The organism is Thioclava nitratireducens (genome assembly GCF_001940525.2).
GTDB classification, from domain to species: Bacteria; Pseudomonadota; Alphaproteobacteria; order Rhodobacterales; family Rhodobacteraceae; genus Thioclava; species Thioclava nitratireducens.
Map to the genome: position 1 here is coordinate 1,513,274 of NZ_CP019437.1, position 16,731 is coordinate 1,530,004.

The 16,731-nt window shown below is 64.2% G+C and carries 1 protein-coding gene (running past one end of the window); it reads left to right on the plus strand.

Annotated elements, in window-relative coordinates:
* Positions 1 to 16,731, plus strand: partial view of a matrixin family metalloprotease gene (locus tag BMG03_RS07450; RefSeq protein ID WP_157771567.1) — the 5' end (the start) only. Its footprint extends 21,498 nt past the window's final position; 16,731 of the gene's 38,229 nt are visible here — the first part of the coding sequence; its start codon is at positions 1 to 3; the stop codon falls past the right edge of the window.

Here is a 16,731-nt window from a genome sequence, read left to right on the forward strand (position 1 = left end):
GTGACCAAATTCCTGCGTCGGACCCGCTCCGACGTGCAGGATGACGTCGGTCTGGCCAATGAAGGCGCGCTCCACGAAGCCGATAACACCCTTCACCGCGAAGAAAATTACCGCATCGAGGCCCTCGAGCCGCGGCTTTTGCTCTCGGCGGACCCGGTGTTCGCCGAATTGGCCCGCGTTGCGGCGACCGCACATCAAATCGACCCGATCGAAGGGCTTTCCGCCCTAGTTCAGACCGTCGATGACCTGCATCAGCAGGACGAATTGGCAGCCGATCACGATCCCGAGGAAGGCCCGCAAAGCGATGTGGCCTGGCCCGAGGATTGGGCGCATGAGCCGGAAGTGGCACCGCTCGAAGCGGTCGCCGAACCGGCACGCGAACAGGCTGCAGCGCTGCTGGAAACGGCAGCGGACCAGCTTCATTCCGGCGGTTTCCTGACTGCCGTTCAGGTGCAGCAGCTGCTGGAATCGGCGCTGTCGTGGCTGGAAGATATGCCCCATGCAGGGCAGGACCCGATTGGCAGTTCCGTGGCGGACCTGACGGGTCACGAGGCGACCGGCCCCCCGGATGCGAACTCTAATGCACTGGAAAATAACGAAAACACTGACAATCCGGACGCCGGGTCTGTCACTGCTGGCTCCGACGATACCAGCGAAAATCAAGGGGATAGCCCGGCTGACGAGGGCGCAGAGCCGCAATATCTGCTTCTCGACGCCACCGCGGACAGCACCGATACCGGCGCTGCGGATATCACCGAGGCTCAGGTCGCCCCGATCTTCCAGGAAGCCCTCGCTCAGTGGGCCAGCCGCACCGACGCGGCGATCCTGTCGCAACTCACCTTCACCATCACCGATCTCGAGGACGGCGCACTCGCCCGTATCACCGGCACGCTGATCGAGATCGACGCCGACGCTGCCGGGGCCGGTTGGTTCATCGATGCGACGCCCGCCGACAGCTCCGAATTCGATCTGCTCGCAGGCGACCGTCTGGTGGCGACGGACGGTGCGGCCTCCGAGGGCGTCGACCTCTACACGGTTCTGCTTCACGAGATCGGCCACGCACTCGGCCTAGACCATAATGCGGACGCTGCGGTGATGAGCGCGACGCTCGGCACCGGCGAGCGCATCGGTCTTCCCGACGCGGCCCCGAGCCTCGGCGCTCCGGTCGCCGGCGCGATCTCGGAAGCGGGTGGCGCGCTCGACGGCACCGCCGACAGCAACCTGACCTACACCGTGAACCTCGACGGCACCGTCTCCGTCAACGGCACGACCTATGGCACGTCCGGCGCCCCGATCACCTCGATCGCGGCAGGGGCCGGCCTCAGCGACACGATCGAGGGGCCGGATGCCGCGACGGTCTGGACGATCACCGGCATCAACGAAGGGTCGCTGAGCTGGAACGGCCTCACCATCACCTTCACTGGGGTCGAGCGTCTCGAGGGTGGCACCGATGCCGATGCCTTCGCGATCGACGGGCCGGGCTTCGTCACTGCAGGCTTCGCGGGCAATGCCGGGCTGATGGAAATCTCGGTCGGCGATTTCGTGAGCCTCGCGACCAGTGACGGCGTCGGCGCGCCGATTGGCTATACCACCAATACCGGGCTCGACGGTGTGCTCTACGAAGTGGGCACCGGCACGACGACCGCCGTCACCGGCGGTCTCGAGGTCACCACCATCGCGCTCACCAGCGGCTCGTTCTTCGCGGGCAGCGGTGCGAACGGCTACTTCACCCGCGGCCAGCCCAACAGCTCGGTCGGCTTCGCGGTCGACAACCTCAGCTTCTCGGTCAAGATGATCCGCGAGACCGCGACGGGCCGCCAGTGGGTGATCGCCAATGGCGCGGTCGATGCGCTGGGTCTGGTGAATGTCGACGGCGTGACCGCAACGCTCTCGAACGGCACGCTGGAACTGGTGACCTCGCAACTGACCGACCCCAACGATACGCTGAGCGCCAAGCTCGTCGTCTCCGAGATCGACAGCGTAGCGACGGGCGCGACCGCGCCGCTCGCGAAAGTGTCGGGCAACGTGACGCTGGCCATCGGCGGCGAGGTTCTGATCGCGGGCGGGTTCAGCTTCACCAAAACTATCGTCAGCGGCCTGACCGGCGCGACCGACACGATCGGCGATCTGATGGTCTTCGGCTTCGACTCGGTCAACTTCTTCGCGGGCACCGGCGCGGTCTTCGACACAAGCGGCCCGGTCACCGTCGACACCTCCAACGCCTTCGGTTTCTCGGTCACCGGCTTCACCGGCACCTTCGCGGTGCTGAGCACGGGCGGCACCACCTATACCGGCATCGACTTCTCCTTTGCCAACGCGACCCCGGTCGGCATTACCGGGCTGACCGCCGAGGTGAGCAATGTCGCGGTGCAAGTGAACACCGCGTCGGGCGTCGCTACCCCGCTGAATTGGGATCAAGGCGCCCTGAGCGATGCCGGGCTGACATTGAACGGTGCGCTCACCAAGGTCGAAGCCACCGCGACGCTGGTCGTGAAGGACGCGGTCTATGTCAGCGGCACCTTCGCCCTGGAAAGCTCCGCCAAGACCGGCGTGACCTTCAACGGTGCATCTGAGGATGGCGATTACTTCACCCTCTCGATCATCGGCGGGCGCCTCTTCGCGGGCGTCGGCGCCGAAGTCTCGGGCGGCAGCTACGACCTGACCAATGCCACCGGCTTCGAAATCCCGACGCTCAATCTCACCCTGGCCATGTTCACCGTGACCTCGGCTGGGGCGAACCTAGGCCAGAAGGTCACCGCGCTGGAACTCTCGACCGCGGCGACGCTGCACGGGATCAGCAACGTGACCGCGACCGTCGATGCGCTCGACGTGACCTATGCCAGCATGGCGTTCGACTGGACGCAGGTCGGTGGGCCGAGCTTCAGCTTCGACAGCACCTTCTCGGGCTTCACGATCGATGTGCGCGCGGTCTTCGCGATCAAGAGCACCGTCCTGCTCGCAGGCGATATCGCGATCACGGTGACGAAGCAGACCATCGCCGCGGCGGATAATCCGCTTGGTACCGATCTGACCGATGCGCAGGTGATGACCTTCGCACTGGCGGACGGCTACATCTTCGTGGGCAGCGGCGGCAGCTTCACCACCGATGTCGACGGCAAGGTCAACGGGCTGACCCGCGATGGCGACAGCAAGCTGGTCGGCACCGGCTTCGGCGCGGAAGGCGTGCTGTTCGAATTCGCCTCGGTGAAGAATGTCGATGGCACGACCGGCGCCGTTCTGAACGCCTGGAGCGCGATCAAGCTCCATGTCGGCACGGTGGAAGTCGCGGGCATTCCGGGCTTCACGCTTGCAGTCAGCGATTTCGTGGTCGAAGTGAATGCGCCCGATACCAAGGGCGGGATGAACCCGACGGTGATGACCTGGAAGGGGCTCGATCTGGGCACGACGCTTGCGCTGACCGACGCCACGGACGGCTTCGACAATACCGAGCGCTTCTTCATCGGCGCCACCATCGACGAGCTGAACATCTCGGACACCATGCTGCTGACCGGCGGCTTCTCGGTCGAGAAGACCGCGGGCACCTCGGTCGGCGGCGTAACCGGAGATCTGCTCTACATCACGCTTACCGATCTGGACCTCTTCGCGGGCTCGGGCGCAACCATCGGCGCAAGCGGGCTCGACACCACGAATGCCATCGGCTTCTCGGCGATGGGTGGCAATTTCTACATCGGCATCCTGACCACCACCGACCCGACCCCGATCAGCTATACCGGCGTGTCGGCGAGCCTCGCGAGCCTCGGTCTGGTGAATGTCGAAGGCGTGACGCTGGACCTTGCGAGCCTGAAAGTGCTCTACAACTCGGTCAGCGATAACACCCTCTCCACTCTCGACTGGTCGAGCCTGTCCGGCCTCGAAGAGGTGACCGACACGGTAAGCCTCGCGGTCTCGGGCAAGCTGACGCTGGCGGTGAGCGATTTCGTCTATCTGCGCGCGACCTTCGGGCTGAAGGCGATCGACGTGACGGCGCAGGCGGGCAGCACCGAGACGCTCGATCTGCTCGATATCACCGCGGGCAAGCTGACCTTCGTGAAGCTCAGCGATGTCGAGTTCTTCGCGGGCACCGGTGCGTCGACCACCACCGATGAGGCGACCGGCACGACCACGCTCGCCCTCGCGAGCGATGCTGCGGGTCTCTATGCGGCGGGTGGTAATCTTGCGCTTGGCCTGCTGACCGACACGACGACCGGCGTGAAATACACCGGGGTGATCGGCTCGTTGAGCGCGCTGGAGGCCAAGGGCATCGACGCGGTTCAGATCAAGCTGTCGGGCATGGCACTGGCCTCGAACTCGACCACGGCGCTGACCGGCCCGCGCCTCGACTGGTCGACCGTGAACGATACCTACGTGACCACGGCGCTTGGCGATCTGGGCCCGGGTGATCAGCTGGCCGTGTCTGGTACGCTGTCCGTCGAGATTTCCGAGACGGTCTTTGCGCTCGCCACCTTCAACTTCTCGGCCTCGACCGAGACTATCGACGACACCATCCAGGCGGCGATCACCGATGCGCAGGTCACGCGGCTGACCCTGACGAATGTGAATTTCTTCGCCGGTGTCGGCGGTGCCTTCGATGACGCCAATGCGCCCACCGCGATTGCCGATCAGGGCATCGGCTTCCTTGCCTCGGGCGGCACGCTCGAACTGATCGTGGTGAAAGAGCAAGTCGGCACCGCCACGCCCAAGAGCTGGAGCGCGCTGTCGCTCTCGGTCGATTACGTCGGGATGCGCGGACTGCCCACAGAATTCGCGCTCGGGGTCACCGGGCTCTACTTCCGCATGAACACGGCCTCGGTCGGCGCGACCAAGCTGGATTGGTCGGCCATTGTCGACGCAACCGAGAACCCCGGGATCGCTCAGATCAATGCCGATACCGGCATCGCCTTCGGCGGCACGCTCGATCTGGCGCTCGACGGCTTCGTGCTGGTCTATGGCACGGTCAAAGGCTCGATCTCGACCGCCGATATCAACGACGGCGAGATCACCCTGACCGCCGCAGATATCACCAGCTTCAAGATCACCGAGGCGCAGATATTCGTCGGTGCTGGCGGCGCGTTCGATCGTGATGCGACCACGAACGAGGTGACCGGGCTGCTCGATCAGGGCACCGGCATCCATGCTTCGATGGTGGCGGGCGATGCCTTGGAATTCGCGCAGGTGACCCGCCTCGGCGTGCTGACCGATAATGGGGCGACCAACGACAACGACGCGGCCACGCAATGGGACGATGAGACCGTCACCATCGGCTGGACCGCCTTGCGCGTCACCGTCGCGAGCCTCGGCCTGCGCGGCATCGACGCCTTCCAGATCGCGCTGGCCGATCTCGCGGTCGACGGGAATTTCGCGGCCATCGACGGCACCTTCCTGAACTGGGCGTCGCTGGGTGCAGTCACCGGGCTCGACATGCTGAGCCTCGCCGATGCCACCGACGGCCTGACCCGCGATGATGGCTTCTCGGTCTCCGGCACCGTGACGGAGCTGAACGTGGCGGGCGTGATCGTCGCCTCGGGTACCTTCGGCATCAAGAGCTTCACGAGCGACATCATCGTGCCTTCCGGCATGACGACCGAGACCGTGCTGGGTGCGAATATCCTGATCTTCACCCTGTCCGATCTGAACCTCTTCGCAGGTGTCGGTGGGGCGCTTCTGTCCGACGGCACGATCGATCCCGATCAGGGCACCGGCTTCGTGGCCGAGAACGCCTCGCTGCAACTGGTGCTGGTGAAGGAAGATCCGGCAGGCGTGACCCTCCCGGCAGTGCCGCGCAGCTGGACCGCAGTTGCGCTCGACGTAGCCACGGTGCGTCTGCAGGGGCTGCCGAACACGGTCACCGTGCAGGGCCTCGACCTCTATTTCGGCTTCAACGGCGCGGATGCGGTGAATGGCGAGCGGATCGACTGGGCCGCGACCGGCGTGACCGAGATCGGCGACCTCGCCTCGGGCGATCTGTTCGACGTCACCGAGATGGGCGCAAGCTTCAACATCGCCTTCGGTGGCTATGTCGAGTTCACCGTCGACGGCTTCGTCACCGTCGCTGGCACGATGGCGGGCCAGATCCGGACCGAGACGCTCGACGACGGCAACGGGCTGATCGTCGAGGGCGCCTCGGTGATGACCTTCGCGCTGACCGGCGGCTATTTCTTCGCGGGGCAGGGCGGGGTGTTCACCCGCACCGATGGCAAGATCACGGATGTCAGCACGACCGAGGGTACCGGCATCTATGCGAACAACGTGGGCATCGAGTTCGCCTCGGTCACCCAGACCGCCGACAACCCGCTGACGACAGGTGTGGTCGAGACCCGCACGGTCAAAAGTTGGTCGGCAATCCTCGTGACCTCGCAAAGCGTCGGCGTGACCGGCCTTACGGGCTTCACGCTGCGGATATCGGACGTCGCGGTTGAAGCCAACTTCGGCTACACCGACCCGCTGAACGCGGCCAACAACTCGGTGATGAACTGGAAGGGCCTCGATCTGGGCCTGACAATCACCGACAGCACGGATGGCTATGACGCGACCGCGATCCTGTCGGTGACCGGCACCGTGTCGGAGCTGAACGTCGCGGGCATCGTGATCGCGACGGGCACCTTCTCGATCAAGAGCCTGCTCGCCGATGTGGCGGTCGCCACCGCAATCGACGCCGATGGCACGCTGAGCGGGGCGAAGGTTCTGATCTTCACCCTGAGCGATCTGAACTTCTTCGCCGGTGTGGACGGTGCGCTCAAGAATGATGGCACGATCGATCCCGATCAGGGTATGGGCTTCGTGGCGCAGGGCGGCTCGATCGAGCTGGTGATGGTGTCAGAAGACCCGGCCACCGTGACCTCGCCCGCCGTGGCTCGCAGCTGGATGGCCCTGTCGCTGCGCGTCGATCAACTGGGTCTGCAGGGCCTGCCGCTGACCGCGACGGTGAAGGATCTCTACTTCGCGATGAACGGCGCCGATGCGGACGGAAACAAGCTCGACTGGGGCGCGACCGGGGTCGATCAAATCAACGCGCTGGCCGACATCACCAATCTCGATGCGGGCTTCGGCATCGAATTCGGCGCCTATGTCGAATTGCAGATCGAAGGGGCGATCCTGCTGGCGGGCGGTCTGTCGGGTGTGATCCGCGATCTCACCGTCGACGATCCGCAGGGCGGCACGATCAGCGCCAAGGCCTTCTCCTTCTCGATCGACGGCGCCTATGTCTTCGTCGGCGCGGGCGGCGAGTTCACCTATGACGAATTCGACCGGGTCGACGCGGTCGCCAATGCGGGCACGGGCTTCGCGGCCGAAGGGCTCGCCTTCGACCTGATCTCAGTGACCGAGGTGGTCGATCTGGTCGCAAACCCGAGCGCCGTCGCGCGCAGCTGGACCGCGATGTCCGCCCATGCCGACACGATCTCGCCGCGCGGCCTGCCGCAGGGGCTGGACCTGACGGTGACCTCGCTCGACTTCACGGTGAACGGGCGCGACGCCACCAATAGCGACCAACTCGACTGGGCGCCGATCATTCAGGATCTGGGCGTCGACGCGGTTGCGCCCGAAGACGGCACGGATCTGGTGATCTCGGGCGGTCTGGATTTGGATATCTTCGGCTTCGTCACCGGCTCGGCCACCTTCGACATCGTGATGCGCAACCAGATCGAGGCAGAGCTGGATAGCACCAATGCGGGTCTCGAAAACGCGAGCCTCATGCTGATCGGCCTGCATGTGCAGGACCTCTTCGTCGGCCAGCCCGGCGGTGTAGGCCTGTCGGTGGCTTCCGCCGATATCGCGCTCGCGCTGATCAAGGCGACCCCGCCTGCGAACAGCACGCTGCCCGTGACCGCCACGCCTTCGGCGACCGCGGTGCTGGGCAATATCCAGGGCGGCACGCTCGCCGGTCTGCCCGAGGGAATGGAGCTGACGGTCAACGCCTTCTCGCTCGACTATTACGCAACGAAGCCTGCCGGGAACGGTATCACCACCTTCTTCGACTGGAACTCGATCGATCTGGACGGCACGCCCGCGCAGGGGGATCCCGCGAACGATCCGGCGGGTCCGGTCTCCTTCACCTATGGCCCGAACGACGAAGTGGTCACTTTCGACGCCAGTGCAGACAGCACGCAGGTCGTGGGCTACCTGACGCTCAACGCCTTCGGCTTCGTCGATGTGGGCGCGAAGTTCACTCTGTCGCAGAATATCGTCGATGTGGATGTGAACCACGATGGCACCTTCGATATCGCGACCGACATGAACGATGCGGTGCTGACCCGGATCAGCCTGAGGATTAATCCTGCGGACGAGGGTGGCGACGCCCCGGCCGATTACGAGGCCAAGTTCTTCATCGGCATCCCAGACGGTCCCGGCATCACCATCGAAAGCGCCGATATCCTGCTCGCCTCGATCAAGGCGGCCAATCCGCTCACCGACACCCGGGCCTTCACCGCGCTCAAGGCCGATATCGCCTCGGCCTCGCTGACCGGGGTCGATCTGGTGGACATCACGCTCGACACGCTGTCGCTCGAGATGAACAAGGCGAATGATGCGACCGGCGTGATCGGCGTGCTCGACTGGGGCCAGTCGATCAATCTCGACTCGACCGAATGGACCGATGGCGACACCGGCATCACCGGTCAGGACCTGCTCGCCGCGACGAATGGCAATGACGTCGATCCGGCCACCACTGACACGGTCCTCGATATGAGCCAGTCGGGCTTCTCGCTCTTCGCGGGTGCGACGATCGTGATCGAGGACTTCGTCTTCATCCAGGGCCAGATCACGCTGACCAAGACCGACAAGGTCGCAGCCCGCATGGTCGGTTCGACCACCTCCTTCGAAGCTTCGGTGCTGTCGATCGGTATCTCGGATGCCGTGGTCTTCGCCGGGGTCGGCACGCCGACGATCACCAATGGCGAAGTCGATGCCACCTCCGATGCGACGGGTGTCGCGCTCTCGCTGCAGCGCATGGGCCTGCATATCGTCAAGGAAATGCCGCTCGATCCGGCGAACCCGACAGCCACTCCGCTCAAGAGCTGGATGGTCGTGAAGGCGACGGGCGGGGCCTCGTTGATCGGCGTCGACAATGTCACGGTCGATGGCTCGCTCACGCTGATCATGAACCGCGGCGGCAACGAAACGACGCCCTACAATACGCTCGACTTCACCTATGGCGGGGTGGGCGGCACCTGGGACATCACGGTCGGCGCCGAGACGATCACCTTCGACGAACTGACCGTGGCGACGCTGGAAGTGTCGGGCTCCCTGACCATCGGCTTCGACTCCTATGTCTTCATCCAGGGCGAGTTCGCCTTCACCCAGTCGAGCGAGATTTATTCCGCCCTCGTCGCGGGCACGAGCACGAGCCGCAATCTCAAGGCGGTGACGGTCGGCGCACAGCATGTGAACATTTTCGTCGGCACCGGCTACGACCTGACCAAGGCCTTCGGCGATCAGGGCGATGCGGTCGGCCTGAAGATCACCGATGCTTATCTCGCGCTCGCCATGTTCAAGACGGTCGACGCAAATGGCGTGGCGCTGGCCGCGACCGATCCGGCGGCGGCTTCGTACATGGCGCTGAAGGCGGGCGGCACGGTCGAGTTGGTGGGCATCGACGGGTTGACGCTCTCGGGCTACGGGCTCGAGGTCGAGCTGAACCAGGGCAAACTTCTGAGCACGCAGGCCAAGGAAGCGCTGAACCTCGCAAGCTTCGATGGCGGCAGTTTCGACGTGAAGGTGAGCGACACCGATACCGTGACGCTCGATGCCAATGGCGCGATCCTTGCAGCGTCCGGCTTCGTCGTGCTGGGCTTCGAGGATTACGTCTTCCTCGCGGGGCAGGTGGCCTTCCAGAAGGGCGCGACCCTGACCGTCGGCACGGCGCCGAACCAGAAGACTTTCGCTGCGACCGAAATCTCGGGCGATGGCATCAGCGCCTTTGTCGGCACCGGCGGGCCGTATTTCGAGGTCGATACTTCGGGCGACACCCCGGTCGTGCAGCCGATGGCCGATACTTCGGGGGCACAGGGGCTGGTCCTGACCAACTTCTCCTTCCGCCTCGCCATGCTGAGCCAGGTCGATGCCAATGGCGTCGCGGTCGTGGGCGGCGAGAAATACACCGCGCTCTATGCGTCGATAGCAGAGGTCGCGCTTGCCGGAATTCCAGGTGTCGCGATCAGTGCGAGCGGCGTCGAACTCAAGCTCAACCAAGGCAAGTCGGGCACCGCAGGAGCGGGCGCCCAGACGATCCTCACGGGCTTCGACTTTACGGAGGTGACGGGCCTCGACCCCGGTGCCACGGCCTTTGCAGATATGACCCCGCTGCAGGCGTTCTACGACCTCAGCTACAAGGGCAATTTCCTTTCGGTCTCGGCTTATGGAGATCCGGTGGGATCGGGGATCGAGCTTCTCGTGAACCTCTCGGGCGATACGCCCACCAGCGCAGACGATGCCGACTTTGCCTTCTCCGGCGATCTGTCCTTCGAAAAGACCACGAGCGCGACGGGCGCGGTCTACTCGAAAATCTCGCTGACCGACATCACCCTGACATTCGGCGATTATGAATTCACCGGCAACGCGCTGCTATACCTGATGCCGCAGGGCATGGCGGGCAGCTTCTCGGTTACGCTTCCCGATATCGCGTTCGACGACGGCACCAATGCCTACCAGATCGGCAATGGCACGACGGCGACGCTCGAGATCAACACCTCCATTCAGGCGGTTTATGTCGAGTTCGCGAATGGCGACATCCTCGACCTGCCGCGCGGGCAGTTCCTGCGGGTCGAAGTCGAGAACGCCGCCTTCTCTGTCGACTTCAACGCGACTGATAACGACAATGACGGCACGATCGACGTGGGCAACGCCCCCGAGATCAGCCTGAGCGGCACGCTGATGTTCTCGCAGCTGACGACCGGGGTTGCGCCGACCCAGACCAAGCGCATGACCATCGCCTTCACCGGGGTCTCGGGCGGCTATACGGACTCGAATGGCGACGGCTTCACCATCCAAGACGCGAAGGGCGTGATCCTGATCTATTCGGGCTCGGCCACCCTGTCGCAGAACGGGGTCGCCGCGCAGATCGAGGCGAGCGCGCAAGGCTCGGCGGCGGGCTTCTCTGCCTCGGCCAGCGCGATCATCCGCATCAACACCACGTCGCGCACCGACATCTACGAAGAGGTCGACGTGGGCGATGCGACCTACATTCTCGACTTCCGGGGTCAGGCCAATGTGAACCAGATCGCGCTGGCCGAGGTGAAGCTGAGCTACGAGCCTTACTTCACCATCGAAGGCAGCCTGAGCGACATACTCCCGGCCGAACTGCCTGCGGGCGCGACCAGCGGCAAGATTGGGCGCAACATCTCGATCTTCCTCGGCGACGCGGGCGATCCGAACGATCCCAATGACGATATCGGCCTGCTGATCTCGAACACCACGATCGCGATCTTCGAATTCGGCACCTCCGCCAACCGCAAATTCGCGGTCTATGCGAAGGGCGAGGTTCAGGCGCTGGGCATTCCGGGACTCAATATCTCGGGCACGGTCGAAGTGTGGCTCAACACGTCGGGCACCGCCTTCTCGACCACCGTGACCGGCTTCCCGCTGCTCGAAGGCGGCACCTCGGCCACTCCGGTCGCGATCACCTTCGTCGCCCCGCAGATGGAGCGCGTGAAGGGCTCGGTCGAGATCAGCTTCGGCGTGGCCGAGACCGGCGATCTGCTGGTGATCAGCTCCAACGACGTTCTGTTCAACAAGACGCCCGATGGCCGGATCTCGGTCGATGCGCCCGAGACCTCGATCACCGTGACGCCGCCGGGAGCCGACAGCTTCGGCATCGAAGGCGCGGCCCAGTTCAGCTTCGGCGGCGCGACCGGCTTCCAGCTGACCGATATGCGGGTGACGGGCTACACGCTCTTTGGCGAGACCGTCTCGGTGACGCCGACGACGAACCTGCGCCCGCTGACCGCCGATATTGCCTCGCCGCTCAATGGCCAGATCATCAATCTCGACGGCTTCACCTATATCGACGTCACTTTCTACAACACCAACCGTCTGGATGCGGATGCCTACCCGGCCTATCCGCTGGGCATCGACCCGGAATCGATCACCGATATCGACCCCGAGTTCACGATCACCGCGCGCTATGGCGACACGACGGCGGCGATCATGGTCGATGGGGCAGGGGTGCTGGTCGAAGGCACGGCGCGCCCGACCTATCGCTACAAGATCACCACGCCTTTGAGCCTGTCCGCGAACACCACCTATGAGGTGCAGTTCCTCGCCAATTCCTGGCGCGATGCCGCCGGAGCGCAAAGCGCTGCCGAATACGAGCGCTTCACGATCCGCAAGACGCCGGTTCAGAATGCGCCCGCGGCGAACCCGGCGACCGATCCGCAGGATTTGACCACGATCACCGCCGCGCCTTCGATCGAGCTGGCCTCGCCCTTCAATGGCGCGGTGATCGACAAGTCGATGCTGAACTCGAAGGGCTATATCGACGTCACCTTCGTGCTGCCCAATGGCGAGATCCTCGATGGAGGCTCGATCAATGGCGACGAGATCCGCTTCGTGCGCACGGGCGGCGCGTCGAACGTCAATCTGCTGACGAACACCAACGGCACCTATACGGTCGAGAAGATCGGCAAGACGACCTATCGCTATTACGTCTTCGCCGAGCCGCCCGCCGCGACCGCCACCGGCACGGGTGTGGTCGGCACGCCGACTTCGACCTCGACCTCGCAGGCGAACCCGGCCTTCAATGTGGGCGATGTGCAGGTCGAGTTCATCACCGGCACCTGGAAATACACCGATCGCGGCGCCAATCTGGACAGCACCTCCGACGATGTCGTCTACTGGTTCGGCGGCGAGAACGGCTCGGTCGCGTCGCCCGCGAAGACCACCGCCTATGTGCAGATCTTCAAGGTGCAGGAACTGCCGGCGGCCGAGGCTGCGACCCCGATCAAGGTCGGTCCGGTCTCGATCCTCGCGCCGAAGGTCGGTCTTGCGAAGCTCGGCTTCAAGGACGGTCTGCTGGTCCTGACGATCTCGGTCGGAGCGGAAAGCGCTTCGCTCGCCTTCGGTGGCACCGCGACCCAGAATGCCGATGGCACCCAGACCAATAGCGGCGGCACCCAGATCACCCTTACCAACCTGCTGGTGAAGTTCGATATCGGCATCGATGTGATGGGCGTGATTTCGGGCGGCGGCGACGATCCGGTCGTCTCGCTCACCGGCAAATGGTCGATCACCGCCGACAAGCTGACGGGCTCGATCCCCGATGTGGTCCTCTTCGAGGCCGACCGCATCAAGGTCGAATACGATCCCTCTTGGACGGCGCCCGAAACTCCGGTCGCGGGCACGCCGGAGGGCGCGGGGCAGGAGATCATCAAGATCGACACGATCAAGGTCACCTTCCCGAAATTCGGTATCGCGGGCCAGATCACGACCTTTGAGGGCGTGCGCGGCCTCACGATCTACGACAACGGCTTCCGCATCGGGCGCGGCGAGATCATCTATTCGGGCACCGGCGCGGGCTCGGGCACCGGCACCGGCGCGGTCCAGCGCACCGACGGCGCGACCGGCAAGATCAAGTTCGGCTCGATCCTCGAATTCGACGATCTGCGCATCGGCGTCACCGACTTCTCGCTGATCTTCGGCCAAGAGGTGACTTTCGACGGCACGATCTATGTCGGCTCTGGCGGGGCGACCTTCGCGCCGGGCAAGGCGATCAACGCCAAGGTCACCGACCGCGTCTCGGGCGAGGATGTGAACGACACGCTGGCGCTGAAGGCGGGCCTGACCTTCACCGATGGCGTGGTCGACGGCTTCATCTTCGAGCTCGACACCTTCGAGATCAATATCGGCTCGGTCCTCAAGCTGAAGGGTGTGGGCCTGTCGCTCGACACCGGGGCAGCCGATGACGAGGAGCTGATCAGCTTCGTGTCGATCGGCGCGGAACTGAAGATCGGTTCGCTGAACCTCTCGGGCGAGGCGCGGCAGTTCGCCTTCCTCGGCGACGGCACCTTCGTCACCAAGCAGGGCTTCGGCGTCTTCATCGGCGTGGGCGGCGCCTCCGGGGCGAACTTCAAATGGCCGAGCTGGCTGCCGATCAAGATCACCGAGATCGGCGTGCAATGGCCCGACATTCAGGCCGACCCGAGCGATTTCGTCCTGACCTTGTCGGCGTCGATCACCGGGCTGCAGGGCTATGACGGGCTGACCTTCGAGGGCACGGTCGAGGGTATCCGCATCGATGTGGGCCTTCTGCTGGAAGGCAAATTCCCGATAATCGGCATAGACTCGATCGGCGTGAAGATCGGCGGCAACGCGTTCGGCGGCGAAATCGAGGGGGCGCTGATCGGCGGCATCATTCGGATCGGCGACGGCAATCAGGTGCTCTCCACCTTCGACCTGACCACCCCAGTGAAAGATCGCATCTTCTTTATCGGGGTCGAGGCGGGCTTCTCGTTCTCGGGCCTGGGCGGCTTCACCATCCGCTTCGCGCTGTCGGAACTGGGCCCGCTGGGCGTCCTGGTCTCGGGTTCGGTTCCCGGCGGTATCCTGCTCGAGCCGAATTCGGGCCTTGCGATCAACGACTTCACCGGCGGGGTGGACTTCTTCAAGTCGCTGCCCGACATCACCGATCCCGAAGAGCTCAACGGTCCCGATTTCGCGCTCCCGCTGAACGTCTCGGTCGATGACTGGCTGAACTCGGTGCAGCAGCAGGTGGTGAACCAGTATATCGCGATCCAGAACGGCTCGGCGGCGGGCGGCGGGTTTGCTGCGGCCTTCACCTCGCCGATGATCATCACCGGCTCGGCCAAGCTTTATTCGATCTACACCTCGCAGGCGGTGTTCAACGGTCAGGTCACGATCAAGATCTCGACCGACGGCAAGATCCTCGTGATCGGCCAACTCAACTTCGCCGCCGACAACCTGTCGCTCTCGGCGCGGCTCTACGCGAACCTGTCGAAGATCGCGTCCGGCGAGGCGACAATCCTTCTGCTTGTGAAGATTCCAGATCAGCTGGATCTGCTGACGATCAAGGGTTCGCTGCAGTTCGGCTTCAAGGACATCCTTGGCGAGGCCACGCAATTCGCCGTGGTCGAAGAGCAGGCCGCGACGCCGACGCAGCGCCTTGACGGGCCGAGCGATGGTGGCGTCACCGGCGTCGGCAACTTCAACGAGCGCGCCTATATCGACATCACCTTCCCGACGGTGAACGGTGCGACGGTGGATGCGGCCTCGGTTCTCGACCTGACGCCGGAATTCGAGATCAAGGGTGGTGACTTCGCTCTCGACAACACGCAGGCGCCTGCGCAGGTCAGTGACGACACGTTCCGCTTCTGGCTGACCGGTTCGGGCAATGTGGACTCGGTAACGTATGAATTCCTGTTCCAGGCCTGGTCCTACACCGAGACCGCGACGAACCAGACGGTCTATGCGCCCGAGGACACCTCGATCCAGAGCGGCGTCCCGGCTGTCGCGGGCCCGTGGGTCGATATCAAATTCATCGCCGAGATCGGCGGCGAGATCACCGCCGAGACTCTCGCCGCGATCGCGGCCAATGCGGTGGCGCCGTTCAAGCTGTTCAATGACAATGGCGACGAGATCGACATCCTTGGGGCCATCGCGATCGGCGGCGGCAAGGTGCGTTACTTCATCGATACTTCCGACCCCGACCTGACGAACAAGCAACTCGCCGTTGGCGACTACACCGTGCGTTTCGCCGCGGACACCTGGGTCAGCCAGACCGGCAAGAACAACACCGTCACGCCCGATGCCGTGTTCTCGGTGGTCGAGCCCGAAGCCTCGCTCAGCGCGCCCTATCAGCTGGACGGCGACGGCTACACCGTCGACGTGAACCTCGCCAATGCCGATCAGCGTATCATCGTGACCTTCGATCCGGCGGGCAGCGGCTCGCTCGATTACGCCTCGATCCTCGATCCCGGAGCCGAGTTCACGCTGACCCGCACCGGTAATGCGGATGGCACGACGGCCAACACCGCGATCGATATCTCCAACGCGCCGGACCCGGTCGCTATGTTCATGAACGCCGACGGCACGGCGAGCCTGAAGAAGCTCGGTCTCGATGCCGAGGGCCGGATCGTCGCGTCCGACAGTGCGGATTATGACCACGCGTTGCCCGGCAATGGCGCCGAACTCTATGCGCTGCTCAAGAAAGAGGGCATCACGCAATTCGCCTATGCCATCACGACAGCGAATTTCGACTTCGCACCGGGCACCTACACGCTCACCTTCAACGGCGAATGGAAGGATGCGGCGGGCAATGCAGGCGCCACCGGTGACAGCGTCATCACCGTCGAAGGCGCGACCGCAATCATGGCCGATCCGGGCGCGGGCGCCGCGATCGACGTGAACCTGCTCAACGGCCGCAACTATATAGACATCCAGTTCCCGGACGTGCCCGACAGCGATTTCGTCTATGACGCGGCCTCGATCACCGATGGCGGTGCGGAGTTCACGCTGAGCGGCGCGGGCCTCGGCACTGTGCAGATCGACGATGGTGTGGCCCCGGTCCGCGTGGGCGGCACCGACGCGGCCCCGGTCTATCGCTACTGGCTCACCGGCAGCTTCGACAGCAGCAAGACCTATGGCGATCTCACCATCTCCGCGGTCGAACAGGGTTGGTCCTACCACTATTCCGACAGCGCGAACCCGACGACTGACCCCGAGATCAAGAGCGGCGAAGACGGTCTGGGCGTGGTGGCCAATCTCGAGATCACCGAGGGTTCGGTC